Origin of the sequence: Nostoc edaphicum CCNP1411 (genome assembly GCF_014023275.1) — a bacterium.
GTDB lineage: Bacteria > Cyanobacteriota > Cyanobacteriia > Cyanobacteriales > Nostocaceae > Nostoc > Nostoc edaphicum_A.
Window position 1 is genome coordinate 1,527,491 of record NZ_CP054698.1, and the last position, 25,055, is coordinate 1,552,545.

The 25,055-nt window shown below is 41.1% G+C and carries 24 protein-coding genes and 1 pseudogene; 13 read left to right on the forward strand and 12 right to left on the reverse strand.

What is annotated here, in order from left to right:
• Positions 1 to 246: 246 nt before the first annotated feature.
• Positions 247 to 564 carry a DUF3155 domain-containing protein gene (locus tag HUN01_RS09095; protein WP_041566316.1) on the forward strand — a complete coding sequence of 106 codons (318 nt, stop codon included), beginning with the start codon at positions 247 to 249 and terminating at the stop codon, positions 562 to 564.
• A 453-nt stretch (positions 565 to 1,017) separates the two neighbouring features.
• Here the strand turns inward: HUN01_RS09095 and HUN01_RS09100 are convergent, their stop codons facing one another.
• The 3 genes from HUN01_RS09100 to HUN01_RS09110 all read right to left on the reverse strand — a co-directional run bounded on the left by HUN01_RS09100 (position 1,018) and on the right by HUN01_RS09110 (position 2,562).
• Positions 1,018 to 1,548: a cofactor assembly of complex C subunit B gene (locus HUN01_RS09100; protein ID WP_181930987.1), complete on the reverse strand. Its 531-nt coding sequence runs from the start codon at positions 1,546 to 1,548 to the stop codon at positions 1,018 to 1,020.
• Between the two features lie 155 nt (positions 1,549 to 1,703).
• Positions 1,704 to 2,051, reverse strand: a complete 348-nt coding sequence (locus tag HUN01_RS09105) for a PadR family transcriptional regulator (protein ID WP_069071351.1) — start codon at positions 2,049 to 2,051, stop codon at positions 1,704 to 1,706.
• 352 nt (positions 2,052 to 2,403) lie between these two features.
• Positions 2,404 to 2,562: a hypothetical protein gene (locus HUN01_RS09110; protein ID WP_181930988.1), complete on the reverse strand. Its 159-nt coding sequence runs from the start codon at positions 2,560 to 2,562 to the stop codon at positions 2,404 to 2,406.
• A gap of 295 nt (positions 2,563 to 2,857) precedes the next feature.
• On the opposite strand from HUN01_RS09110, the gene HUN01_RS09115 reads away from it, so the two are divergent.
• The 5 genes from HUN01_RS09115 (at position 2,858) to rpsN (ending at position 7,105) form a co-directional block, all read left to right on the forward strand.
• Positions 2,858 to 3,436 (forward strand): DUF3611 family protein, encoded by a 579-nt coding sequence (locus HUN01_RS09115; RefSeq protein WP_181930989.1) that lies wholly within the window; start codon positions 2,858 to 2,860, stop codon positions 3,434 to 3,436.
• A 119-nt stretch (positions 3,437 to 3,555) separates the two neighbouring features.
• A complete protein-coding gene (gene serS / locus HUN01_RS09120; protein WP_181930990.1) occupies positions 3,556 to 4,836 on the forward strand; it encodes a serine--tRNA ligase in 1,281 nt (426 codons plus the stop codon).
• 124 nt (positions 4,837 to 4,960) lie between these two features.
• On the forward strand, positions 4,961 to 6,061 hold the full coding sequence (rseP, locus tag HUN01_RS09125; protein ID WP_181930991.1) for an RIP metalloprotease RseP: 1,101 nt from the start codon (positions 4,961 to 4,963) through the stop codon (positions 6,059 to 6,061).
• The gene (gene nth / locus HUN01_RS09130; RefSeq protein WP_181930992.1) at positions 6,037 to 6,726 is read left to right on the forward strand and encodes an endonuclease III; all 690 of its coding nucleotides are present in this window, start codon (positions 6,037 to 6,039) and stop codon (positions 6,724 to 6,726) included. The genes rseP and nth overlap by 25 nt, the downstream gene beginning before the upstream one ends.
• A gap of 76 nt (positions 6,727 to 6,802) precedes the next feature.
• Positions 6,803 to 7,105: a 30S ribosomal protein S14 gene (gene rpsN, locus HUN01_RS09135; RefSeq protein WP_012410383.1), complete on the forward strand. Its 303-nt coding sequence runs from the start codon at positions 6,803 to 6,805 to the stop codon at positions 7,103 to 7,105.
• 70 nt (positions 7,106 to 7,175) lie between these two features.
• Here the strand turns inward: rpsN and HUN01_RS09140 are convergent, their stop codons facing one another.
• Complete coding sequence (locus HUN01_RS09140; RefSeq protein WP_012410384.1) at positions 7,176 to 7,505, reverse strand: hypothetical protein; 330 nt, start codon at positions 7,503 to 7,505, stop codon at positions 7,176 to 7,178.
• Between the two features lie 100 nt (positions 7,506 to 7,605).
• On the opposite strand from HUN01_RS09140, the gene aat reads away from it, so the two are divergent.
• Both aat and HUN01_RS09150 read left to right on the forward strand, forming a co-directional pair.
• The gene (aat, locus tag HUN01_RS09145) at positions 7,606 to 8,184 is read left to right on the forward strand and encodes a leucyl/phenylalanyl-tRNA--protein transferase (RefSeq protein WP_181930993.1); all 579 of its coding nucleotides are present in this window, start codon (positions 7,606 to 7,608) and stop codon (positions 8,182 to 8,184) included.
• 768 nt (positions 8,185 to 8,952) lie between these two features.
• The gene (locus HUN01_RS09150; RefSeq protein WP_181930994.1) at positions 8,953 to 9,330 is read left to right on the forward strand and encodes a hypothetical protein; all 378 of its coding nucleotides are present in this window, start codon (positions 8,953 to 8,955) and stop codon (positions 9,328 to 9,330) included.
• Between the two features lie 306 nt (positions 9,331 to 9,636).
• Here the strand turns inward: HUN01_RS09150 and HUN01_RS09155 are convergent, their stop codons facing one another.
• Both HUN01_RS09155 and HUN01_RS09160 read right to left on the reverse strand, forming a co-directional pair.
• Entirely contained in the window at positions 9,637 to 11,085 is a 1,449-nt protein-coding gene (locus HUN01_RS09155; RefSeq protein WP_181930995.1) for an AAA-like domain-containing protein, read from the reverse strand.
• A gap of 1,146 nt (positions 11,086 to 12,231) precedes the next feature.
• Positions 12,232 to 12,627, reverse strand: a complete 396-nt coding sequence (locus HUN01_RS09160) for a hypothetical protein (protein WP_181930996.1) — start codon at positions 12,625 to 12,627, stop codon at positions 12,232 to 12,234.
• A 163-nt stretch (positions 12,628 to 12,790) separates the two neighbouring features.
• Here HUN01_RS09160 and HUN01_RS09165 point away from each other — a divergent pair, with 163 nt between their 5' ends.
• Entirely contained in the window at positions 12,791 to 13,390 is a 600-nt protein-coding gene (locus HUN01_RS09165) for a Coq4 family protein (protein ID WP_181930997.1), read from the forward strand.
• Positions 13,391 to 13,890: 500 nt separating this feature from the next.
• A complete protein-coding gene (locus HUN01_RS09170) occupies positions 13,891 to 16,698 on the forward strand; it encodes a zinc-dependent metalloprotease (protein ID WP_181930998.1) in 2,808 nt (935 codons plus the stop codon).
• Between the two features lie 104 nt (positions 16,699 to 16,802).
• Here the strand turns inward: HUN01_RS09170 and HUN01_RS09175 are convergent, their stop codons facing one another.
• The 3 genes from HUN01_RS09175 to HUN01_RS09185 form a co-directional block, all read right to left on the reverse strand.
• A complete protein-coding gene (locus HUN01_RS09175) occupies positions 16,803 to 17,690 on the reverse strand; it encodes an alpha/beta fold hydrolase (protein WP_181930999.1) in 888 nt (295 codons plus the stop codon).
• Positions 17,691 to 17,854: 164 nt separating this feature from the next.
• Positions 17,855 to 18,358 (reverse strand): HugZ family pyridoxamine 5'-phosphate oxidase, encoded by a 504-nt coding sequence (locus HUN01_RS09180; RefSeq protein ID WP_181931000.1) that lies wholly within the window; start codon positions 18,356 to 18,358, stop codon positions 17,855 to 17,857.
• A 161-nt stretch (positions 18,359 to 18,519) separates the two neighbouring features.
• Positions 18,520 to 19,176 carry a DUF3386 domain-containing protein gene (locus tag HUN01_RS09185; protein ID WP_181931001.1) on the reverse strand — a complete coding sequence of 219 codons (657 nt, stop codon included), beginning with the start codon at positions 19,174 to 19,176 and terminating at the stop codon, positions 18,520 to 18,522.
• Between the two features lie 101 nt (positions 19,177 to 19,277).
• Here HUN01_RS09185 and HUN01_RS09190 point away from each other — a divergent pair, with 101 nt between their 5' ends.
• On the forward strand, positions 19,278 to 19,949 hold the full coding sequence (locus HUN01_RS09190) for a LuxR C-terminal-related transcriptional regulator (RefSeq protein ID WP_181931002.1): 672 nt from the start codon (positions 19,278 to 19,280) through the stop codon (positions 19,947 to 19,949).
• Positions 19,950 to 20,286: 337 nt separating this feature from the next.
• Complete coding sequence (locus HUN01_RS09195; RefSeq protein WP_181931003.1) at positions 20,287 to 21,018, forward strand: hypothetical protein; 732 nt, start codon at positions 20,287 to 20,289, stop codon at positions 21,016 to 21,018.
• Between the two features lie 345 nt (positions 21,019 to 21,363).
• On the opposite strand, the gene HUN01_RS09200 is transcribed toward HUN01_RS09195, so the two are convergent.
• The 3 genes from HUN01_RS09200 to HUN01_RS09210 all read right to left on the reverse strand — a co-directional run bounded on the left by HUN01_RS09200 (position 21,364) and on the right by HUN01_RS09210 (position 23,445).
• A complete protein-coding gene (locus HUN01_RS09200; RefSeq protein ID WP_181931004.1) occupies positions 21,364 to 22,089 on the reverse strand; it encodes a hypothetical protein in 726 nt (241 codons plus the stop codon).
• Between the two features lie 569 nt (positions 22,090 to 22,658).
• Positions 22,659 to 22,937: a hypothetical protein gene (locus HUN01_RS09205; RefSeq protein WP_181931005.1), complete on the reverse strand. Its 279-nt coding sequence runs from the start codon at positions 22,935 to 22,937 to the stop codon at positions 22,659 to 22,661.
• Between the two features lie 154 nt (positions 22,938 to 23,091).
• The gene (locus tag HUN01_RS09210; protein WP_181931006.1) at positions 23,092 to 23,445 is read right to left on the reverse strand and encodes a TniQ family protein; all 354 of its coding nucleotides are present in this window, start codon (positions 23,443 to 23,445) and stop codon (positions 23,092 to 23,094) included.
• A gap of 317 nt (positions 23,446 to 23,762) precedes the next feature.
• On the opposite strand from HUN01_RS09210, the pseudogene HUN01_RS09215 reads away from it, so the two are divergent.
• Positions 23,763 to 24,975 (forward strand): annotated as a pseudogene (locus HUN01_RS09215) (ISAs1 family transposase).
• The last annotated feature ends 80 nt before the right edge of the window (positions 24,976 to 25,055 follow it).

The following is a 25,055-nucleotide window of genomic DNA, read 5'->3' on the forward strand; positions in this document are numbered from 1 at the left end:
ATGTAAGAGAGGATACTTAATTTTTACCTCACTCATTTAATAAAGCTTAACTAAAATTTTCTCAGAGATGGTTTGTACCAGGGGATTATATCTTTAGGTGGTTTTGTTTTATCTATTTTCAAAGATATTAACTTTCTTACATGAAAAGGTTAAAAAGTATTGATATTTTGAACTAGAACCTATATAATGACGACGGATTTTGTAGCTATCACTACAATCTATAGCTTGAAAGAGGAGGACAATAGATTGGCAAGGAGACGCAAAAGGAAGAGTCGTCGTCGTCAGGAAGGACGGCGAATTTTGGAACATGTGCCTCAATATAGCATCGAAAGTGGCGAAGAAAAGCCTGTGACAGCAGCGAGAAGATTCATTCAAGCTGAAGGGATTTTGCCACCGGCATTGCTACTCGTAAAGCGAAATGAACACACCACAGATCGTTATTTCTGGGCAGAAAAGGGACTGTTTGGTGCTCAATACGTAGAGGAAAACCATTTCTTGTTTCCTAGCTTGAGGGTGTTAGAACCTTCGCCAGGTCAAGAACCTCTTGCTTTAGCTAGTCGGTGAACCATAGATGGTCATCTTAAGCATTGAGTGTGGCTCCTGACTATCATTAACTGGCAAAATTGCTAAGTTTATGCAAAATTTAATTTTTTTTTAGTTTGTAGCTGATTTGCCAGTAAGTCTAGTCCAGGTAGTTGGAAAGTAAACTTGTCTCAAGCCACGCTAGATTGCATGGGTTGATACTATTTTGATGATGCAGAAAGAAGGGAGTAGGTATAGAGCCAAGCGCGTTTAAAAGCGCTCGTGAAGTTGCGCTCTATGCCGTAGATTGCTAGGCAAGCTCTGTCAATGAATTTAAGTTAATTAATTTAAATTTTTTCCCCACAACTTGTGTCGTGGGGAAAACTGACAAAGCAGTGGTCTTAATTTCCTCCTTCCTACTTTCCATTGCCTAAAGAGTAGGTCAGGTCAGAAGTCTGCATATCATAGTTAAAAGATGGTCACAAAAATCAACAATTATATCCCAGGCTTTAGCTGTAGAGTCCTCTGTAACTCACTGAGTTCATCTCGATGGGCAACTACGGTTATCTTACTTGAGGAGGTTTGTTCGCTCTGAGTTGTTTCTACTTTGAGCGAAACCTTCTCAAGTCTTTCAGATTTTTTCCAATAAAATAGACCACTTAAAGGCGACAGCAGTACCATAGCCAGAACAATGGTACTCAGGCCAGGAAAAAGCAGGTATACCACCAAAGATAGACAAACAATCCCAATAGCTGCCAGTAAAGTTAGAAATATAGCTAAGAACCAGCTAGGGCGAACATTACCTTCAAAAGTCACCTTGTTTTGTTCTCGGTCTACCGCTGCCACTCGGTAAGACCGCGAGCGAAAATACTCTTTTAATTGAGACATTAAAACAGCTTCGTCTTGCTCAGATACCAGTTGCGCTGTTTCTATGCGGTCTTTAGTCGAGGCACGAATAAAGAAAAACAGCCCAACGGATAACAACAAGGTTAACAGGAACGTAGATGGCAGAATAGCAGTATCCATAACTAATTGTTAGTGTTTGACTGGAGGAGACTTATTCATTATCAATTATTCGTTATACCAGTTTGAACAATGATTGCGAGAAATGGAGCGCCAAAAAGCAATTATTAGGGACTCTTCCACAATCCAAAATCCAAAATCCAACATCCAAAATCGGATTACTTTGTCCTCCTATTGATGTAGTCTTGCCAAAGAAAAGCTAAATCCTGACCTTGAACTTGCCATTCGGGAGAAACTTGGTACATACGCCTGGGGCGTCCCCGTCCTTCGAGTTTCTTCCAATATCCAGTGATTGCCCCTTGATCTTCCAGAAATTTTATTGCACTGTAAAGTACGGTATCTGAAAGTCGGTAGATGGGATATTCAGTTTCTAATTGCTCGATCAACTCGGTTCCGTAGGATTCACCTTGTAATAAAACAGACAGGATGTAACAAACTGCTAGTTCTTGACAAAGGTAAGTTGGCGGAGGATTTTCAAAGAATTGATATATATCCTCAAGTTTCATGGTTAGTGAATGGCTAAAAAAATGCCTTAGGGTAAGGTCTACAATCCTTGTAGTCAGTATACAGTGCTACTACCAAGCGAGTAATACAGATAAAGCTACTTAGACTAGATATCCATTGCGTAAACACCAAATAATCACCCACGCCTGTGAAGTTGTGGGAAGAGTTTGCGAGTTTTAGGGGCAGAAAATAATGTATTCCTACCCAAGCTCGATACGGTGTGGTGAGGAGCGAACAGACAGTGGTAAAGTCACTATCTTGGTGTCAAGTGATGCCGAACTAGTTAGAACCGCTTAAGCAATAAAATGCCATCGAAGAAATTTTACAGGTAAAATGCTATTTTGTCTGTAAAAGTTAATAAACACTTTGTTTTACAGTGATTTTCCCAATGCGAATTCTAAAAGCTTGCGCTAAGGGAAACGTCTGGGTTAAAGCTGCTACGGCAGTGGAAACACTTAAGCAGTAACCATTACTAATTTCTTCAACAAGAGAATCTCTTGTGTCATTTGGCAAGCGTGATAGTAAATTGATCAAAGAAGACCTAAAGGCGGGGGGAAGACCTGACTTTTCACGTTATATGGAAAAGCTAACGATTAACCTAATACCCTAAACCCCTTCCCGCATTGGGAAGGGGAAAATTCAAAGTATGTTTCCTAGAAGGAAGAGATTTAGAAAGAGGTTTTCCAGATAGCATAAAAAGTCAGAAAGAAGATGGGGAAACGCGGGGGTGAGGGGAAATAACTCTCCGTGTCTCCGTATCCCCCCGTCCCCGTGTCCTTTAATCAAGCGCCCAGCACATTGGTGAACTATGTCACAAACTCCCGATGCCCCATCATCTTCCTCAACTCTCCGGGCTATTGCCCAAACTTTTCGCCTTACAGGTTGGATTAGTTTTTGGATTCAGCTAGTACTAGGCGTTGTTTCTAGCATAATTGTGTTGCTGTTCGCCATCTTTAATCAAAGAACTGGCAGTCCTAGTAATAATCCTGGGACTGGCTTTGGCGTATTTTTAGCAATTTGTGGATTGGTTGTTTTGGGTGGGGGCATTTATTTAGCTTACCGTTACACCAGAATTGGTAAGCAATTGGAATCTTCCAATCCCAGCAACCGCCCTCGGAAAAGTGAGACTGTGCAAGTATTACGCTTAGGGTTGTGGGTGAATTTAGGGGGAACGTTGGTGACTCTTTTAGGGGCGCAAGCGATCGTTGGAACACTGGTAGCAAGATCCATATCTCCTCAAGCTATAACTACCCAATTTTTTGACCCTACCCGAATTATTAGCGGTTTAGATATGCTTGTTGTACAGGCAAACACCAACACTGTCTCAGCGCATTTTGCAGGGCTTGTGGCATCGCTTTGGTTACTGAATCGCATTAACCGACCTTAGAAAGAGGAGTCGGCAGAAAAGTAAAAGTCAAAATCAAGTAATTCTTTTGACTTCTTTCAAAATCAGTATATGCTGATGTGTTGGCAGGTAGATAATAGGTTAAAAACTGAGAAAAATCTGTGCTGGATATCAAGCAAATACGGGAAAATCCGCAATTAGTTCAAGAACGATTGAATAGTCGTAGTGGTAAATACGACATTGAACCGATTTTACAGTTAGATCGGCAACAACGGGAGCTTGAAGGGACGCGTAGTCAACTCCAAGCCCGTAGCAACGAAATCGGTAAAATTGTCGGGCAGAAGATTAAATCTGGGATCGATCCTCAAGACCCAGAAATTCAAGCCTTGCGGGATGAAGGGAACTCTGTCAAAGCTACGTTGAGCCAACTGGAACCCCAAGAAAAAGAACTCAAAGCTGAAATTGCACAACTTGTGTTGGCACTTCCCAACTTGCCAAGCGACTCTACACCCCTTGGTAAGAATGAAGAAGATAACGTAGAGGTGCGCCGTTGGGGTGATGAGTATATTCCCCAAAATGCGAATATTCTTCCTCACTGGGAAATTGGCGAAAAGCTTGGTATTCTCAATGTTGAACGAGCTGTAAAAGTTGCCCAAAGTCGCTTTGTGACATTGATAGGCGCTGGTGCAGCATTGGAGAGGGCATTAATTCAATTTATGCTCAGTCTCCATACTCAAGCTGGGTATGTCGAAGTCAGCCCGCCGCTGTTAGTGAATACTGAGTCTTTGACGGCGACCGGTCAGTTACCCAAGTTTGCGGAAGAAAGCTTTAAATGTGCTGATGATGACTTATGGCTGATTCCGACAGCTGAAGTTCCAGTTACAAATCTCTACCGTGGTGAAATTCTAGCTGCTGAAGATTTACCTATTTACCACTGTGCCTTTACTCCCTGTTTTCGCCGTGAAGCTGGTAGTTATGGGCGCGATATGCGGGGATTAATTCGCCTCCATCAATTTAATAAGGTGGAAATGGTGAAATTTGTCGAACCCAGTACGTCTTTTGATGAGTTAGAGAAATTGGTGGGGAATGCAGAAGCAATTTTACAGGCATTGCAGTTGCCTTACCGAGTAGTAAATTTAAGTACTGGGGATTTGGGATTTGCCTCTACCAAAACTTATGATTTAGAGGTTTGGTTGCCTTCTTCTGGCAAATACCGCGAAATTTCTAGCTGTTCTAATACTATAGATTTTCAGGCGCGACGGGCTGATATTCGCTTCAAAGAGGCGGGGAAGAAAGGAACTCAGTTCGTACATACCCTCAACGGTTCCGGTTTGGCTGTGGGAAGGACGATGGCAGCAATTTTGGAGAATTATCAACAATCTGATGGGACGGTAAGGATACCAGAAGTGTTGCAACCTTACTTGGGACGTGAAGTTTTATAGTTTGTCATTAGTCATTTGTCCTTTGTTATTTACCAATGACCAATGACTAATACCCAATACCCAATACTCAATGCCCAATTAGAATGGAGATAACTATAGCTTAATATTTTCACTAATTTGCTCTATGTCAGTTTTAGCAGCGATCGCAGTCTTGGCTGTTTTGATCTTGGTACACGAGTTGGGACATTTTGTTGCAGCCCGTTCTCAAGGCATTCTGGTTAATCGTTTTTCTTTGGGTTTTGGCCCAGTTCTTTTAAAGTACCAAGGTTCACAAACCGAATATGCTGTCCGCGCCTTTCCTTTGGGCGGCTTTGTGGGCTTTCCCGATGATGACCCCGATAGCGATGTTCCACCCAATGACCCAAATCTGCTGCGTAACCGTCCAGTTTTAGATCGGGCGATCGTTATCAGTGCCGGAGTGATCGCAAATTTAATATTTGCCTACTTAGTGTTGGCTCTGCAATTGGGTATCGTTGGTATTCCCAAGGAATTAAACTATCAAGCTGGTGTTCTTGTACAGCCTGTTAATCAAGAATCTGTTGCCTATCAAGCAGGAATTCGGGAAGGAGATATTATTCTGGCTGTGAACGGTCAGGAACTCCCGGCTTCTGATCAGTCAACTCCTTTGCTGACAAAAGAGATTCAAACTCATCCCAATCAGCAAATCGAACTGAAAATTCTGCGTGAAAACCAACAACAAACCCTGAAATTAACACCAAAACTAGGAGCCGATGGCAAAGGTGTAGTTGGTGTGGCACTTAGTCCAAATGCTACAGCAACTTATCGCCGCCCTAATAGTCCTTTTGAAATTTTCGGCATTGCTGCTAACAGATTTCAACAATTATTTGTTGGTACACTCAGCGGTTTTGGCCAGTTGATTACCAACTTTCAACAAACTGCTGGACAAGTTTCTGGGCCAGTTAATATTGTCAAAATAGGTGCAAAGTTAGCTGAGGACAATAGTGTAAATCTGTTGTCTTTTGCCGCAATTATCAGCATTAACTTGGCTATTATCAATATTTTACCTTTGCCAGCTTTGGATGGTGGACAACTCGCTTTTCTGCTGATTGAAGGTTTGCGTGGTAAGCCTGTGCCTAGCCGTATTCAAGAAGGTGTAATGCAAACAGGTTTGGTGCTACTTTTAGGGTTAGGAATTTTTCTGATAGTCAAAGAAACCACCCAATTAACTAGCCAATTGGAATGGGTACAAAGATTGTTTCAGTGAGTATTACCCGCAAATCATTATCTAAAAAGCAGCGATCGCTAGAAATTTTAGCTCGTCTGAAGCGTCTTTATCCAGATGCTACTTGCTCTTTAAACTACTCAACGCCAGTACAACTGTTGGTAGCAACCATTCTCTCGGCTCAGTGTACTGATGAGCGAGTGAATAAGGTGACACCAGCTTTATTTGGTAAGTTTCCTGATGCTGAGAGTTTAGCGATCGCTGACTTAGTAGAATTAGAAAGTTTGGTGCGCTCAACTGGGTTTTATCACAATAAAGCCAAAAACATTCAAGCCGCCTGTCGGATGATTGTGACTGAATTTGACTCTGTTGTTCCCAACCAAATGGAACAGTTGTTAAAGCTTCCAGGTGTGGCGCGGAAGACAGCAAATGTAGTCCTAGCTCATGCTTATGGCATTAATGCTGGCGTGACAGTAGATACTCACGTCAAGCGCCTGTGCGGACGTTTGGGTTTAACTGAAGCAAAAGACCCCGTTCGGATTGAGCAAGATTTAATGGGTTTATTGCCTCAGTCTGATTGGGAAAATTGGTCAATTCGGCTGATTTATCACGGTCGTGCTATTTGTAAAGCCCGCTCTCCCGTCTGTATTTCTTGTGAGCTTGCCGATTTATGTCCTGCTGTGAATAAGCCAGTGGTTATAGGGTAAGCGACACGTATAACCCCGGAATTGATGGAGAGACTGTAGAATAGAGAACGGTGTCTTTAAATAAGTTAGAGAATATATGGCGAAAAAGAGCATGATTGAGCGCGAGAAAAAGCGCACCAGGTTGATAGAAAAGTATGCTGACAAGCGAGAAGCCCTTCTGGAAGAGTTCAGAAGTGCAGCATCTCCTCTGGATAAGCTGGAAATCCACCGGAAGATTCAACAGCTACCCCGGAATAGTGCGCCCACCCGCCACCGTAATCGTTGTTGGTTGACTGGTCGTTCTAGAGGCGTTTACCGCGATTTTGGGTTGTCTCGGAACGTGCTGCGGGAATGGGCACATGAAGGTCTTTTGCCTGGAGTTGTTAAGTCTAGTTGGTAGTCAAGAGTCATTAGTCATTAGTCATTGGTAAATAACAAAGGACTAATGACAAAGGACAAATGACAAAATATTATTGGCCACAACATTTATCAATTCCCAGACTTTCTAAGAGTAGATCGCTGACGGCGTTGGCGATCGCAAACTCTCCGTAGAAGCTATTGGAAAAATCATAGGACTGCATCTCTGTGACAATGGCAATTACCAGAGAACCAAGGTCATTTTCTCCTTCCATCCGTTGACGCACAAAAATCTGTGCGGCTCGTTGGGCAATATTTTGGTTTACTGCTTCGGGGATAAATTCTGTATCTAGCCACCGTTGTAAGCGTTCTCGTAACCATTCACCTTCGAGCAACGGATTTTCAGGGGGTGGTAGGGTGATGGGTGGAATTGGTTGAGTCATTTTTTTTAACGCAGAGGGACGCGGAGGGAAACGCAGAGGAACGCTGAGGTTGACTGTTAACATCAAATTGCGTTTCTCTAGTGTTTTTTTATATTTATTTATGCAATATGATATCGCCGCTATTGTTGAGGGCTATGCACAAGGCTATTTTCTCATGGCTGATGAACGCGATCGCCTGAGTTGGTACGGAAGTCGCGATCGAACTTTGATTCCTTTGGATGAACGGTTTCGCTACCCCAAGTCTTTGCAGCGTGTTCTGAATCAAGAACGCTTTACCGTGGCTATTAATCGGGACTTCCAAGCTGTGGTGGCTGGGTGTGCAGACAGAGAGACAACTTGGATTTCACCAGAATTGGAAAAGATTTACTGGCTACTTTACCAGAGTGGTTATGCTTATAGTTTTGAAACTTGGCAAGGTGACGAACTAGCCGGGGGAATTTTAGGGATTGTTATTGGTGGGGCTTTTATTGGCGAGTCGATGTTTTACCGCATTCCCGAAGGTTCAAAGGTAGCGATGGTCAAGTTGGTGGAGAGATTGCGTCAGAGAGAATTTGTATTTTTTGATGCCCAAATGATGAATCCTCACTTGGAGAGGTTTGGTGCCTATCGAGTTGAGGATGAAGAATATCAAGTTTTACTAAAGCAAGCATTACACCGTCCATGTTCTCTAATAATTTAGTCAGACTAAAGTTTATAACTACTAACTCTCGCAATTATCGTGATCTTCTAAAAATAATTCGCGCCTTGATTGCGTCAGGTCTTATTAACTACTTCTATCCTCATCAGCCTAATCACCCACGCCAGAAGTATATTGCAACCGAGATAGTTAGTGAACATGCTAGTGGTCTGTCCCATTAATTTTGCAAGGTTTGTAGTAAGCACTTAAGTGCTTAAAAATCCAGGACTAAAGTCCTTACTACAAACTTTTATAACCCTTCAGAACTAATGGGACAGACCACTAGTACAACACGGCGAAAATAAACCAATCATTCCAAATAAACGAAACCCTTATGCTGTATTCATTTTTAATTTTTGATTTTTAATTTTTAATTCCGCCTTGCGGTACTAGTCCACAGTAAACCTCTCTGGACTTCAAGTTAAAGTTGAAGACTTTAAATTGGATTTGAAAAACCTGCAAGAGTTCGGAAGGCTGTGATTTTTATCAGCTGGTGTTAATCGTTGCTGTGGCGTGTGAAGCAATTATCTCATTCATTGCAACAGCAGAACAGCGTAACTTTACCATCACCCTAAAATATCTGATTGTTCAATCTCTATTTTTATAGATTGCGCTCACCCATCAGAATTTATTTTTTAACTGTCTTCTTAACTGTCTTATCTGTCATTGCGTTTTCTTGCTGATGGCGAGAAAATACAAACGCGACAGTAAAAAACATTAGACAACAATGCAATCATCTCAATAGACTCTATTCTTATTTGAGGAAAAATCATGAGTTCACTCAATCAAAGGCAAAGCTATATGTTAACGCAAGGTCAAGACATTTATCTGTCTGGTAATCCCATTCAAACCGAAAAGTTCTCTATTAAAAAGACCCTACGGGATGGAGGAAAAATCCGTTTTAAAATTCGTTATTCGGCTGAAATACAGGGTTTCTGCCTGCTAGAAGTTTTTCTGATGAGAGCATATAACGGAACACAAACTGCTAGCATGACCATCCCTAATGGTGGTTCGACAGCTAATGTTCAAGAACAAGAGCAAGAATTTAGTATTTGGGAGCCAGGAGATTATTACTTCTTTTTCAAAATGTCTTCCAATAATGGAAAATTTCATATTGAGGATTATCAGCTTTATTGGTCAGCTAATTAATTGTTTTTCATTGGAAATACCAAAATCAGCAGCCATAAACTAGAGCAAAATAAAGATGGATATCGTCAGAATTTAGGATTAAAAAAGGCTTTTTATCTGGCTTATAGACCAAAACACTTCACCTCATAACTTAACAATCCGTTCTAAAAAGGTCACGCTCAAGAGAAGTTTGAGCGGAGGAAGTTGCCGCTCTAACTTCTCCTTCCCTTCTCCACGAAAAGCTGCGCTACGGAGACGCTCTTGCTAGCTTGCTTGTATTGTAGGAGTAAGGTGAGCGCGAGAAAAAGAGTATCTGATAGTTTTTTCTCAGGCACGTTTTTGCAATGATTTATATTCAAATTCAGCAACGCCTAGTTGTTTTTTAAAGTAAGCACGGTAGAGTTCGCAACGCGGTAGGATGCGATCGCCTTCATAAGTGATCAACCCTAAGCTTTCGAGCTTATGAGTGTCAATGGGATTCAGAGAAATGCTTTGCTTTGCGGCCACAACTTCAACATATGCCTTTACCAAACTGGGATTTTCTTGCAGAATTGCCCAGTGTCGCCATAAATGATAACGATAGATACCACCGTTAGCGATCGCATCCTGTATCAGTTCTTCTAAAGTAATCCCTTGACAGCAGAGATAATACAAAGCAATCCGAATTAGCGCTGGATGTCCCCCCACGAGAGACATTAGTTGCTTAACTTCCTTGTTAGAAGTCCAGTCCAGCCCATGTCGATGAGCTAAATATTTTACTTGGTACTCAGTAAATTCTGGTAGACGGATCGGTAATCCGATATTAAATGGGGAGCGGTTGATATCCAGAGAGACATATACTTCTGTAGAGTAAACCACCACTAACCTCAATTTCTGCAAGTCGTTATCTTGTCGTGCTTCCTCATACCAAGAGCGCAACAAACCAAAAAACTCTCGAGCAATTTCAGGATATTCAAAAAAGCGGTCAACCTCATTTAAGACTAAAACCACTGGACTTTTACTCTGGTTGAGCAAATAAGATTGCAAATATACACTGCAACTTAACTTACAGCCTATTTCCTCATCCCAGTTGTCATCTAACTTAGGATCAATGCCTAATTCTGTTGCAATTTGCCAGCAAAGAGAACGCAAAAGCTTGTTTAAGTCTGTCAGACAGCTTGAATCGATTTGGTTGCAATTCACATTCACCGGGCGATAACCTTGCATCTTGGCAAAGGCTAACAGCCTCACCACTAGAGAAGTTTTACCCATCTCTCTTGGCGCTCGAATCCGGATCACACAGCCCGGTTGAATTATTTCTCGATAGACTAGTTCCTCAATGGGGGGGCGTTCGACATAGAAGGGCGAATCTAAAGCTACGGGGCCATCTGGGTATGACCAAAGATTTTCGAGTAGGTTATGGTGTTGAGTAACAAATGAATCTAAGGATAAAGACGGAGATAACTTTTGTTCTTCTGTGTCTAAACTCAGTGAGAGAGTTTGAGAGTTTTCAGTATGATTCGATTCACTCAGAATTGTATAGTCTTCCCTGCGTAATTCTAAGTTAAAGGCGCTAAAGCATAATTTTAGGGTTTTTTGATCCACGCCTGTATTCAATGACCATAATCGGTTTAGAGTCTTGGTAGAAACATTCATGCGATCGCCTAAATCTTCTAGAGTGAAGCGATGCCCATTATTTTGTACCTTTTCCATCGTCAGAATCGACGCCTGTAAACGCTTCAACCCAGCGATCGTTAGGATAAGTCCTCGTCTTCGCGTGCTCTTAGATTGCTTCATATCGCTAATTATCTATCTGTTTTTTTTCTTTACCGTCTTAGCTGTATCCTCATTGTTTCATGTTTTCAAACGGTTATTCAACAGTTACTTAACTGCTCCTAAATTACTAATCAATAGGTAAAAAAATATACTCGCATCTTTCGCTCCAATTAGACGAGTGGGTATAAATAAATATAACTATAATTGATTGTCATTTTTCCTCCCTCAATGGAAATCCGCTGAGGCTGCTGCATCAAGAGACTTTTACTACTAGCAAATAAAAAATCACAAGCCCTAATAATCTGATGCACTTTTAAGTTGCATAGTTCAATCGCTAAAAAGATACGGGGATGCAGCAACGCAAAGATGCAATTTGAATGACAATTAGCTTAGTTCACTTTATTTATACCGATTTATTCAGTGTTACTGAAAGTTATTTCTTATCTGGTATTAATCTGGATTTTGCATTGTAGACGCACATAACAAGGTTGTGACCAAGCTCCTTCGGGGCGGGGGAACAGGAAACGGGGAACAGTAGAAGAATTAGCCCTGAAGATCAAGCGTACAGAGCAATTAAATTTATTTATGAAAAGAAATAAAAATATTTTTTAAAGACGCGTAGCGCAAGAAAAATACGTCATTGTAGAAATCCCCTAATTTTTAATTACGGGGATTTCCCTATTCCCTTTTAAGCTTAGAATGCGAACAGTGCATCGCAGACAAGACTCGCTAGCGCTTCTTTACGCGTAGCTTGCTTCCCCGTAGTGGTTACGCTATCGGTGACGATTCTCAGGTAATTATCTTTTCGATTCAACACGCAGTAAGGGTGCATAGCTAGCTGTGCACCCTTACTAAAGACGTATATTTTATACAACTCAAAAACGCTACAATCTCTTATCGGGAAGGATAAGCGCGTTACTCAAGTATTAGAGGGGTTAGGTGATTGTACACCAGTGTGCTTACGTGTTACTCATTTATTGGCGAAAAGTTCTTATAGCGGTTCTCGACAAGCGTGAAGTACAATTTTGACCTCTCTCCAAACCTCTCTCCTAAAAGGAGAGAGGTTTTGAATTGTTCTCCCTTCCCGCTTCGGGAAGGGGGTTAGGTCTATTCGCATACCTGTACTTCACCGGATTGAAAATGGCTATAGCACTCGCTGCCAATATTTTAGCGTCGAACTTGGTTAGAGATATCTTTGCCTGTTTCTGCTGCACTATCCCCTACATCACGAGCAGTTTTCTGAGCACCCTCTACGTACCCAGAGCCAAATTGTTTAAAGGCTTCTGCTGACTCTTCACCAATCTTCTGAAGTCGTTCACCAGGAGAACCTTCCGTTTCACGAGCTTCTTTATTCCACTCCCCGATTGTTCTCGGTCTTTGAGAATCATCTTGCTGTATCTGTTCACGAACTCTTTCCTTTAAGGCTGTGTTATTTTGCCCAGGAGCAGCATTCGTCGTCAGCATTAGAAAACCAACTAGGACAACAGCCAAAAAACCTTTTATCTGAAGTCCTTTAAGCAAGGTACTGATGTGACTAATCGTCCTAGAAATCAAATTTATCATGCCAAATAGGTTGCTTTTTGGAGTACAAATAAAGATTAACTATAAAAAACTAATTATCCTTCTAACAAAAGACATATATCAGTAATGAAAAACAAACGCTTCTTCAATCCTGGGGAAGAGACGACTTACTCTAGGAATCCTAAATCATTCGTGAGAAGTTGATATGCTCAAAAAACTACAACCAATCAAAGTAATTCTGGCTTATAGAAACTCAGATAATTTGGGTGATATTGCAATTCTTAAATCTGATTTTTTTGGTGCTAAAGTTTCTCCAACAGTCGCCTCTAAACTTCAACCAGTAGTAGGATATTATCCCACAATTGATTTGAGCCAATTAAGCCAATATCCTCAAGGTTCCTTTGGACGAGAATATGCCAATCATATGCGAGCAAATCAACTAAAACCATTAAATATCAGCCCAGAACTAGAAGACATTGCCAAAAGTAATCTATTTGCTCTGCGATATTTGGTCACCCACGATATTTTTCATGTCTTGCTTGATTTTGACACCACCTACGCCGGAGAAATTGGTGTACTTGCTTTTGCTGCTACACAAAACTACAGCAAATCACTTCACATCGGTTTGTGGTTGGCTAGATTGCTCTATCCTATCCTGGCTCCCCAACAAATAAAAGCGATTTTCGCCAATCTGGTGAAAGGGCGAGAACTAGGTAAGAAAGCTGATTTTCTATTGGGCGACCGCTTTGAAGACCATTGGGAAGAACCAATTGACGATGTGAGAAAACGCTTGAGATTACAATAAATTTCCACAATTAATCCGAAAAAAGGATTTATTTGCTTAATAATAGCGTTCTTAGAAAGCTAGCTCTTTGTTTATAAATCATGCTTGAGATTGCTATGACTGCTAAATGTAGCACTAAATACATTTTTAATGCTACATTTGGTTTTTAATACAGATAGAAGTAAAAAAAACATATATCTTTAGTTGTAAAACTTATCTATCTTCAGACATAGATGCTTGATGGATAATTTCTCAAGAGCTACTAATAACAATCAATAGTCACATGACTTTTAGGCTAGTACACTGTGGCGGAAGTTTGCCTACCTTTAACAAGTTGCTTAAGCAATTTGTGTGGTTAATTAAAATGCTAGTTGTATATCTGCTGTGCTGTACTAGAGGCGTTGTTTATCTGAATGAGTGGATTTATATCGTAATCCCTATATATTTGAAGGGCTTGCAGACGACAAACTAATCCACATTTTTCCTTAACACGAGAACTGCTTCAGGTGGAAAGCCAAAGGATGAAATACTGGATAACGAAATTAGCAATTTTTATAGTATTACTGTATGGCTTGTTCCTATCAACTGATTATGCAGGAGCAAACCAAATTTCAAATATTTCAAATATTGGTGTACAGCAATTAAATACACTTCCAGGAGATGAAAACTTAGCAAATTCTAATAATAATCTTGCTGAGATTAAAAAAGAAAATTTTTGTCAATTTAATGGAACTCTTAATAATATAGATAAACGAGAAGGACTCTTCACAATTTATTGTAGTGAAGATTCGGGCAAAGTTTACTTAGAACTTAAACCAGAGCAACTAAATAAAAACTACCTAGCTATAGTGACATTGGAATCAGGGGTTGGAGAAAGTGGGATTTATAGTGGATTACCTCTTTCTGATTTTATCTTCTACTTCCGACGAGTAAATAATAGATTGCATTTTGTTTTGCGTAATGTAAAATTCCGCACAGAAAGTAGAGCAGAACAGCGATCGCTTGCTCGTTCATTTAGCGATTCAGTTCTTTATTCACTCGAAATAGCTACTATTGATCCAAAGAGTAAAAATATTTTAATCAACTTGAATGAACTGCTAATGCAGGATTTTCCGGGATTAACTCCCCTATTGAAATATTCTTTGCAGGCTGATTACCGATTAGACCCACGCAAGTCATATTTTGGCAATGTTAACAGCTTCCCAGAAAATGTAGAGATTGATTCGATTTACGGTTTTTCATCATTAGAAGGATCAAATTTAGTCACCGTACCCGATAGTAGGGCACTCACTCTGAAGGTACACTACAGTTTTTCTCAACTTAGAGAAAACAATGGTTATATTCCCAGACTTGCCGATGACAGAGTGGGATATTTTATTACTGCGTTCCAAGATTTCTCTAACAATAATCCTCATGAATCATTTGTACGTTACATCAATCGCTGGCATCTAGAACCATCTGACCCTAACGCCGCCTTATCTCCACCCAAAAAACCAATTGTGTATTGGATTGAAAATGCTGTGCCCCTAGAGTACCGCGATGCGATTCGTGAAGGCGTTTTGATGTGGAACAAAGCATTTGAAAAAGCCGGATTTGAAAATGCGATTGAAGTGCAGCAGATGCCCGATGATGCTGATTGGCAGCCAGCAGATGTACATTACAACACTATTCGCTGGTTCAATTCTGTGGATGCAGGTTTTGCTAGAGGGCCGATGCGCGTCAACCCATTCACAGGGGAAATATTGGATGCAGATATCATTGTGGATGCCAATATGGTGCGTTTAATTCAGCAAGAATATCACGCACTGATGGAAGCAAATTCATCACTGAAGACAAACCCATGTCAAGAAAAAGCAAGAGGACACGAGGGCGTGGGGAAATTCCTGGATAGATTCTCCACTTTCTCTTCCCCTGCTTTCTTTTCCTCCTCTGAATTCTGCTATGGCATGGAATCATCAGATCAAGCAGTTATGGGGGCGCTGGCGTTGTCAATTTTGCCTAACACTACGCCCAGTAGTGAAACGATGAAAGAATATGTGCATCAATATTTGCGTTCTCTCATCGCTCACGAAGTGGGACACACTCTGGGTTTGCGCCACAACTTTCATGGCAGCACCATGTTAGCGCCCGAAGAATTAAATAATACAGAAATCACTCACACTAAAGGTTTAGTCGGTTCGGTGATGGATTATTTACCTGTGAATATAGCACCACAGGGAGTAAAGCAAGGTGACTATTTCCCTGGAGTTGTTGGGCCTTATGACGAATGGGCAATTGAGTATGGTTATAAAAAATGTCCATCAACAGCACTTGAGATAACTATTCCAGAATCAGAAAAAAGTTTTTTAGACCAAATTGCACTGGCGTCACCTCAACCAGAATTATCTTACGCAACTGATGAGGATATCTGGGACATCAATCCTTTGGCAAATGTCTGGGATATGAGTAGTGATGTGCTGCTTTATTCGCAGTGGCAAATGGATAATGCTCGTTTTATGTGGCAGCGCCTAGACAAGGGTTATCTATCGAAAGGAGAAAGCTATAGCAACCTGCGCCTGAAATTCAATAGAGTACTTAAATATTATTTTCGGAACGCCTCCTTGCTTTCTAAATACATTGGTGGACAATCGTTTCGGCGTCTCCATGCTAGTGATGATGCTGCTTGGGCATTTGTACCAGTTTCACTTTTAAAACAACGCCAAGCATTGACAAAATTACAAAAGTATGTATTTGCGGAGGGTGCTTTCAACTTTTCACCAGAATTGCTTAATCAACTGGCACCGTCGCGTTGGGAACACTGGGGTAGTTCTGCACCTAATAACCGCCTTGATTATCCAATTCACGATCGCATTCTTAGTTTTCAAAGTTCCATACTGCGATCGCTATTAGACAGCGATCGCCTGAATCGTTTACAAGATATAGAATTAAAAACTCTTCCTGGGGAAGCACTTTCTCTTCCAGAACTGTTAGATACTCTGCAAACAGGCATCTGGACAGAAGTTTTCGCCCCAGGAGAACCAAAGCCAATTTCTAGCATCCGCCGTTCATTGCAACGGGAATATCTAAATATTTTGCTCCAGATGATGTTGGGTACTACTAATACACCCGAAGATGGTCGGACATTGGCTTGGTATGAATTGCGCCAACTGCAAAAAGCCATTGATGTCAGACTCAAACAACTTGGTGAGCAGCGCGTTGATGGGATTCCCACCCTTGGAGCGGCTGAAAACCCAGACGATCAAAGCCTTGATATTTACACCTTAGCTCACTTAGAAGCTTCAGGCGATCGCATCACTAAAGCATTAAACGCGCAGTTACTTTCTAGGTAGTCATTTGTTATTTGTCATTTATCATTTGTCATTTATCATTTGTCTCCCTCATCCCCCTTGTCTTCCCAGTCCCCAATCCCCAATCCCCAGTCCCCAGTCCCCAGTTACCCAAGATAGCGCTGCAATAGACCAATAAAAACTTCTGGTATTTCCAAATGAGGTAATATTCCGGCATCTGCGATCGCACAAAAATCTCGAATTGCTCTTGGATTTAAATTTGCCAAGCGTTGTCCTAGCTTGATGCTAGTAAATTGTGCCTTTTCTCCCCAAAAAATTACCGTGGGAATTGTCAGTTGCTTAATATATAAACTCAGGTCAAAGTAAAGATCGCCCCGTAAAAATGCCAAGGCAGCAAACTTGGCATTAGGTTGTTGTGCCGAGGTTAAATAAGCCTGTACAGTCTCTTGGGATAGTCGTTGTGACTTAGCAAACAGAAAACTTTGTAAAAAATTTCGGACTGCAATTTCATTTTCAGCACCAAGGATGTAAATAAAACTGTCCAACAGAGGCGCATTGATTATCGAAAGCGGAAGTCTGCGTCCAGCACCCTGTCCAAAATCATCAAATCCAGAGGGGGACACCAAAAACAATCCTTTGAACAAATTGGGTTGAACGATCGCTAGGCGGATAGCAAAAGCGGCTGTGAGAGACGAGGCCACCACCGTTACTGGCTGGCGACAAGTTTGGATAATAAACTCTGCGATCGTGCTGAGATAATCCCTAATTTTATAATCCCGGACTGGATGAGCCGATTCTCCCCAGCCGATTAAATCCGGGGCTAAAATGCGGTAATTAGAGGCAAAAGCCGGGTAAACTTTAGACCATTCATAAGCAGACGCTCCACCACCAAAGTTATGGAGAAACAGTAGTGGGGGTAAATCTTCAGTATCAGCAATCGCCCAAGGTGCATTCGTTTGGGTATAGTAAACCATTGCCCCCAAGGATGTATGGATGACTTTATGTCCAAAGCCAGGAGGTTGAAACTGAAGCATAAAATTAAAAAGTTTAGTTTAGTTTAATTTGCATACAGTCAAACTAATTCAGCAGTCAGAATACATCTGTCTGAATAGTTCAAGAATCGGGAGAACATTTGATGAATCAATATATAGCAGAATTCAGAAGTCAGAATGGGCTACGCCTTATTCATAATTTACCCTTACTTTTTGTCGGCATCTCCTGTGATTTGCACAAGTTGATGGAGGTTATCACCACTGATTTGATAGGCTCCGCCAAAACCAACTACAAAACGGCCTTCACTCGGAGTTAGCTGGAAAATCCGAAAGTCAGACAAGCCGCGCAAAACCTCAATAATTTGACCAAACCGCCCTTGAAATTGCTCAACAATTTGATTCCACTTGTCAGTTTCACGCTCTATTAAAGTTGCTGTACAATCAAAACTCAAACGACGACGCGCAAAAATTAGATTACTCTTAGCTTCATCCTCGATAAACAAGACACTAACATGAGGATTCGCATAAATATTTTTGGTATGAGTCGAAAGACCGCTGACGTAAATGTAGATATTCTTGGAGTCATCCATTACAAAGGGAGCATAACTAGTATTGGGTATTGCTTGGGCGCTCACGGTGCTAATGATTACACTCTCAAATGCTTCAGGAAACTTTTCGTACTCAGCTTGAATGTTTTCAAGTTGACTCATAAGTAAATTATCGCTTGATTAGGAACACATAATTAAGTATCTTAACGTGATTGAGCGATGTCTACGATGAGCTACGCCTACGCATGGAATGCCCAAAAATAAAAGCGATCGCTTCTTTTGACTCAAGAGCGATCGCTAATTTTTCGATTTTAGAATACAGCTTAAGCAGCAACAGGTTCCAACAATTTAATGTCAGAGAAGATAAATTCCTGAGTAGAAAATTGTCCTGCTGTCTCGGTGCGAATCTCCCGACGATTTAGGATGAAATAGTCACCGACTTTTTCATACTCATCAATAAATTCGCTTCTACCGCCCTTTTGTTCCCCAGTTTTGGGGTCATGGTAAACAGAGTCATAACGGTGGGACAGGTAGCCTTCCCCGGTGTCGTGACTGCTGAAGGTGTCAATAGTCACAAAAGTACCGTGGATTAGACGGTGAACATGACATACTTCATTATTGCGGACTTTGTATTTATCGCCCTCAGCCTTACCGCCCATTAAAAGCTCAATGGCACCCGTTTCGTCAGTTTTGCCATAGCTAAAGGTATTGGCGCTGTGAGTGTCTTCAAAGCTGCGGCGGACGCGGTGAATTGCTATCTCCCATGCTTGTCCATGAATTGCTTTCTGGGCTGCTTCATCATCTACATTTAAAACTTCGGCTTTTAAATTGGCACTGATGATAACTTTGCCTGTAAACACTTTGTCATCATGCTTAAAAGTAATATTTGCGGTATAACCGGGAAAATTCTTGTCCCAAGTATAGCGGTTCTCATAAGCAGCCCGGAAAAGTTCCTGAGCAGAGAGTTGTGTAACTGTCATGTGCTTCTCCTAGTCGCTACTGTTAATTAGCGTTTTAGTTTCCTTGGTATTAGCATAGAAGTAATTGTTGAGGCTTGGATAGTCCCCAACTGGGTACACTTATGGCTAATTCTCTCCATGTCGTATTTCATGCGATCGCCAATGTCCAGAATGAGCAAGAGTTAAGACTAGCTCTCACGGATAAAATTAGCGAGCATTTTGGCGTGCAAAATTGGGGTATTTATCTTCTAGATGAGCAGCCAACCACTGAGATTAATATTCCAGGCATTCCGGCAGTATGCTTAGAGAGCAATCCAGTGGGACGCTACGTGGTTGAACGTCATGCTCCCGCTCATGAGCAGTTATTATTATCACCAGGAGACTGGAAGCATTTTTGCTCACGTTCTGATCACGAACACGTAATGACTGGGCCAATTGTTTGCGATGGTCGTCTTGTCGGCACTCTTAACTTGGCTCGTGACAAGGGAAATCCGGCATTTAATGGCAATGATTTAGCTGACTTGAGCGCTTTATGTATTCATTTATCAGCAAAAATGGCAACCCTACGGACAAAACCCAAAATATTCAATTCTCTTTTAGTGAGTCCTTTAACAGCGCGTGAGTTAGAAATTGCCGATTTGGTGGCGCAAGGGTTAACAAATGCAGAAATTGGGGAAAAACTTTGGATTACGCAAAATTCCGTCAAACAAGCTTTAAAGAGGATGTTTCGGAAATTGAAGGTTTCGGCGCGTGCAGAAATGGTAGCAAAGTTACAAGATATACAAGTTTCTTGAAGGAGACAGGAAACAGAGGGCAGAAAGCAGAAGATAAGAATTATGAATGAAAACTTACTTTAATTCTGGAGTTTATACCCAGTTTAAAAGAATAATTGTATTGAGTAGAGTGCAGCGACATACAAAGCCTGCTGCCTCCTGCCTTCTGTTATAAAGACTCTGACTGATGATAATCTAAGATTGTTGAACCAAATTAAATAAAAACTTTTTTTTTTGACAGTTTTATTTTTTGGACAATAGTAATATAAGTCGTAAACAAAGTCTTTAACAATTAAGACTTGGTTATGATTTAAGTAAGTTCTTAGAACTTAGTTAGTTTTTTAACAGGAGAAGTAGGGTGCTTAACAACCTTCATCAGTTATTATCTCCCCGTCAGTGGGGAATTTCCCTTGCGGGCTTAGGCTTACTTCTCGGTTTCGGCTGTATAGCCAAGCAGACTCAAGTAGTATCAGTTAAAGATTCTCCATTATCATCGGCTCAGATTCAGAAAAGCTCATCATCGGCTCAGATTCCGAAAAGCTCATCATCGGCTCAGATTCAGAAAACCTCTGAAAACTCTCTTTTGTCGCAGCTTAGAAAAGTTCGGGAGCAGAGAAGTCAACTGAATGCGGCTTCTGGAGGTGGAAAAACAGTACCCACAATCACAGCATTGGTTCCCGACACTCAGCAAACTACAAAAGGCGCAAAAGTTTTACCAAGAGCAAATTTTCCTGTACAAGATGGGATTTACCTCTATGGTCAATCCCCAAAAGCAAACCAGCTTGGTCAAGGTTATATCATTTTTCAAAAGCAGCAAGGCAAGGTAACGGGTGCTTTGTATATGCCCCAATCAGAATTTAATTGTTTTCAGGGTACAATCAACCCATCAGGAGAGTTGGCGATGACGGTTAATAGTTCGTCAAATGAAGCTAACTCTAATCAATCGAATCAGGTAGCGACAAGCAATAAACTGCCCAACGTGAGTGAGAATGAGTATAACTCTTATGATTACTCCGTGGCTCTGCAAGACTTTCATCGGTTAAATTCTATCACTGCTAGCGATCGCCGCACGTTGCAAATGTGCAAATAATCTCCAACATCTTGATGATGAATGATGAATTTTTGACAAAAACCTTAAATTGTACAGTTCCCTGCTAAAGCCCTGACTCTAAGTGAATTCCTGGATCTGCCAGAGACAGAACCCGGCAGTGAATACATTGATGGGCGTATCATCCCAAAGCAGATGCCACAAGGAGAACACAGCCCAATTCAGAGCAGTGAGTGTGCTAACCGCAGTCGTACTTGGGGAAAGTGTTGCAGATATTCCCCAATTTGCGGCAAGTCTGCTTCTTCCACAACCCTTGCTGTTTCTTCTCATCCACAGCCTGAAAGATGCCCCAACCTTCAAATCCAGTTAGGGCACGAAGTGAGAATTTTAGCTTTGAGAAAGTTGATTTAAAATAAATCGAATTTCCTTCTTGTTACACTGCTGTTTCCTGACAGCGTAAATTATTTGACCTCTATACATTGCGGCAGAACGATAAATTATACCTTTGACAACATCTATCACATAATAAGTTGGTGGTGGTGGAAAATCTTCAAAGGTAATTAAATACCAAATCTCGTTTATCTTCTGGTATTGATGATAATCATCAATGATGACAATATCAGTTTCTTTCTGCTTTTGCTGCTGTTTTCGAGGCACTTTTTCGGCTGCACAAAGAATTCCAGTTTCAGGATGAATATAGAAGCGATCGCGATGGTTTGCATCTAGCTGAATTCGATACCCTCGGTAAGGCTTGCTGTAAAAACCACCATCAATTATTTCTACATGCCGTTCAACATAGTCCCACACATGATCGATAACATGCTGTCCGGCCATTGTTTTGGGATCTAATCGTTGACATAGTTGGCTGTAAACGTCATTCCAAGGCTGTCCGACTTGCGATCGCAAAAACCGCCGCAAGGGGCCGAGATGATCTGAAAGATACTTGGATTTGTTTATTGGTTTAATCAGGTAGGAGTTCAACAATCCATCCTGACTTGCTTCCTCGGTGAGTTTGTATAATTGCTTCTTAAAGCCAGTTACCTTTTTAAGACTGATTCTCCTCCCACCGCGAGGACGCTCAATCACAATCTCGCTCAAACGATGTTCGCTCATATCTCACGTTGTTTAAATGCAGTTGTACTAATTGAGTTGTGATTAAACATGAGTTGGCTAACATCATTGAACTCACCTCTTTATTAGGTAAAGGTTATAGACAAATACAATGTCACTTAACTTCAATCGAAGTAGATTATAGTGGAGCCGTCGGGAATTGAACCCGAATCCTGCAACCGTCCGTTTGTTGGTTTCAGAGCAGTCGAACACCAATCGCGGCCCCAAAAGTGTGCACTACCGAAAGAAGCTGCTAAACTAATCCCCAAAAAGTAGCATCTAGGCAATTGTCAAGGCTGCTAGAGATTTTGGTTTTGCCTTTTGAGGAGGCTTTTATCTTTATATTACACTTGTAGTGCAAAGCTTACATAATGTCAAGTGGATACTACAAATTTTTTAGGCATATTTTATTTTGTAAAGGGAAGAAGAATCTCTTCCCCTTGCTCCTTATACCGTTTCTTTTTGAAGATACACCTAGAGGACTTACCCAAAACTCTGCTGTAGGGACAATTCATGAATTGCCCCTACAAACCGTATTACCCACACCCTATTTCATGACCAATGATTGCGATCTACGCACTCGTTGAACTATTTTTACTCAAAGCTTCTGCTTTCATTTTTGCATTCACTTTGGGATATTTACTTAGGACAGGAGTGCTTAAATCTTTATTTTCCGAAGATGATGTTGAAATCAACGAATTAGAGCTAATTTCTTCTGGTTGTGGATCTAAGAGTGTTTTTCCTTCCCACGAGTAATTGCATATTTTACTATGAAGTAGTGTGCCAAATATGACATTAATGACAAAGGCCAATGAATCTACAAAGATTATGTCTATAGCCCGATTAATCATGAGCCCCTCCTTGAGCTGATGAAAGCATCAAGTGATGTTGGAATTTGAATTTGACTACACAAGATGCAATGCTTGTTCCAGAAATCTCCCGAAATACTTGTAACTTAGCTTTGGTAGTCTGATTAGATAGATATAAAAAAGGGAAAAGTGATGATTAGGGATTAGCTTCTGCTATGTCTATAGCAATCTTCAACAGAACTTTGTGATCAGGATTTAAAGGGTCTATTGGACGAGGAGATATTACTTGAGTTGCCTGTTCTAAAGAAATAAATTCATATATGCGTCTACGATTGTGGGTTAATACAGCACTTTTCTCTAAAAAAACTCCATGAGTGGAACAGACTTCAACACCAGGTAACTGATGAAGACGATACCAGTAGCACTCACCAAACTGCTTCTGATCATCTTCCATACACAATGGACAGAAACGCAAATGAGAAGGCATCTCAATGAATCCAGCCACAATTCCCAAGCGTGTATAAATTTTTGAGCCATTATCACCACACATATCCTGCCGAACTAATTGAAGTCGCTCTAGTGGCAGGGTAAGCTCATCTAATTTGGTATATTATGAACTTGACAAAAGAGACAAGATAAGGATAAACGACTAGATAAAAAATGTACTTGACATCAGAGCAAGATAAGTGAGAAAAATTTAATGCTCTCAAGGAAAAATTTAAAAAATTAAGCTTTATGTCTGTTCGTGCTGCGTCTCGTAGAGAGGGGTTTAAAACTAAATCTGGTAAAAATCGTCATCAGCCCCAACCTGGACAGGTGGCATCGATTGAAGCTATTCAATAGAGTTTAGTCAAGCATTTTGAAGACATCAAAGATCCAAGAGTAGAGCGGACTAAAAAACATCAACTCACAGATATCTTAGTCATTGCAATTCTGGCAGTTATTGGCGGAGCGCAAGGGTGGGAAGACATCGAAAATTATGGCATCAGCAAGCAACAGTGGTTAGAAGAGTTTTTGGAATTACCAAATGGAATTCCTTCTGATAGCGTAGCGTTAGCGAGTCTTCGTTCGCTTTTAGCGTCTCGTAGAGAGCGTCTGACACCTTCCGACGGGTATTTGAGTTCATCAATCCAGAAGAATTGAATCGTGGTTTTTTGAGATGGGTAGAAACTCTGGTGACAAAGATGGGAGGAGAGATAATTCCCATAGATGGAAAGACAATTAGGGGTTCTTACGACCGAAATCAAGGCGTGGCAGCATTGCACATGATTAGTGCCTGGGCAAGTGAACAAAATTTGGTATTGGCACAGATGAAAGTGGAAGACAAAACGAATGAGATTACAGCTATTCCCGCATTATTAGAGTTACTAGATATTACAGGCGCTATTATCACCATTGATGCAATGGGGACACAGACTGAGATTGCCAAAAAGATTATTGATCAAAAAGCAGATTATGTTCTGGCACTCAAGGCAAATCATCCGACTCTCTACCATCAAATAGAACAATGGTTTCAAACTGCTGCTGCACAGGATTTTCAAGGCATTGATATCAGTTATGACCAACGAATTGAAAAAGGACATCATCGCACGGAAATCCGTCAAGTTTGGTCTGTTCCAGTTTCTGCCATTTGTGAACTTTATCAACCCAAAATTTGGGCTGGACTTCAAACCGTGGTTATGGTTGTCCGAGAGCGTCATCTTTGGAACAAAACTACTCGTGATGTTCAATTTTATCTAACTTCTTTACATAGTGATGCTCAAATTTTAGGTCGAGCTATCCGCAAACATTGGGGCATTGAAAACCAAGCTCACTGGACTCTGGATTGTACTTTTGCTGTTCGCGTAGCGGCTCTGAAAGAGCGGATTCTTGTCGCATTCGCTCTTTTCACAGTCCCCGGAATTTTGCTCTTTTACGACGCATTGCTCTCAATGCTCTCAATCGTGAACAGACTTACAAACGTAGTCTCCGACAAAAAATGAAACGCACTGGTATGGATAACGATTACATGATTCGAGTTCTCAGTTCTTCTTTCATTGACTATACATCAAATTCTTCTCAGCCCTTATGTCAAGCCTAATTGAGATGCTCTTACCCTGGGTACAAGAGGAGGAGACAAAGGTGTTTTAGAACAAGAAATTACCTCTGCCTGCCTTGCAC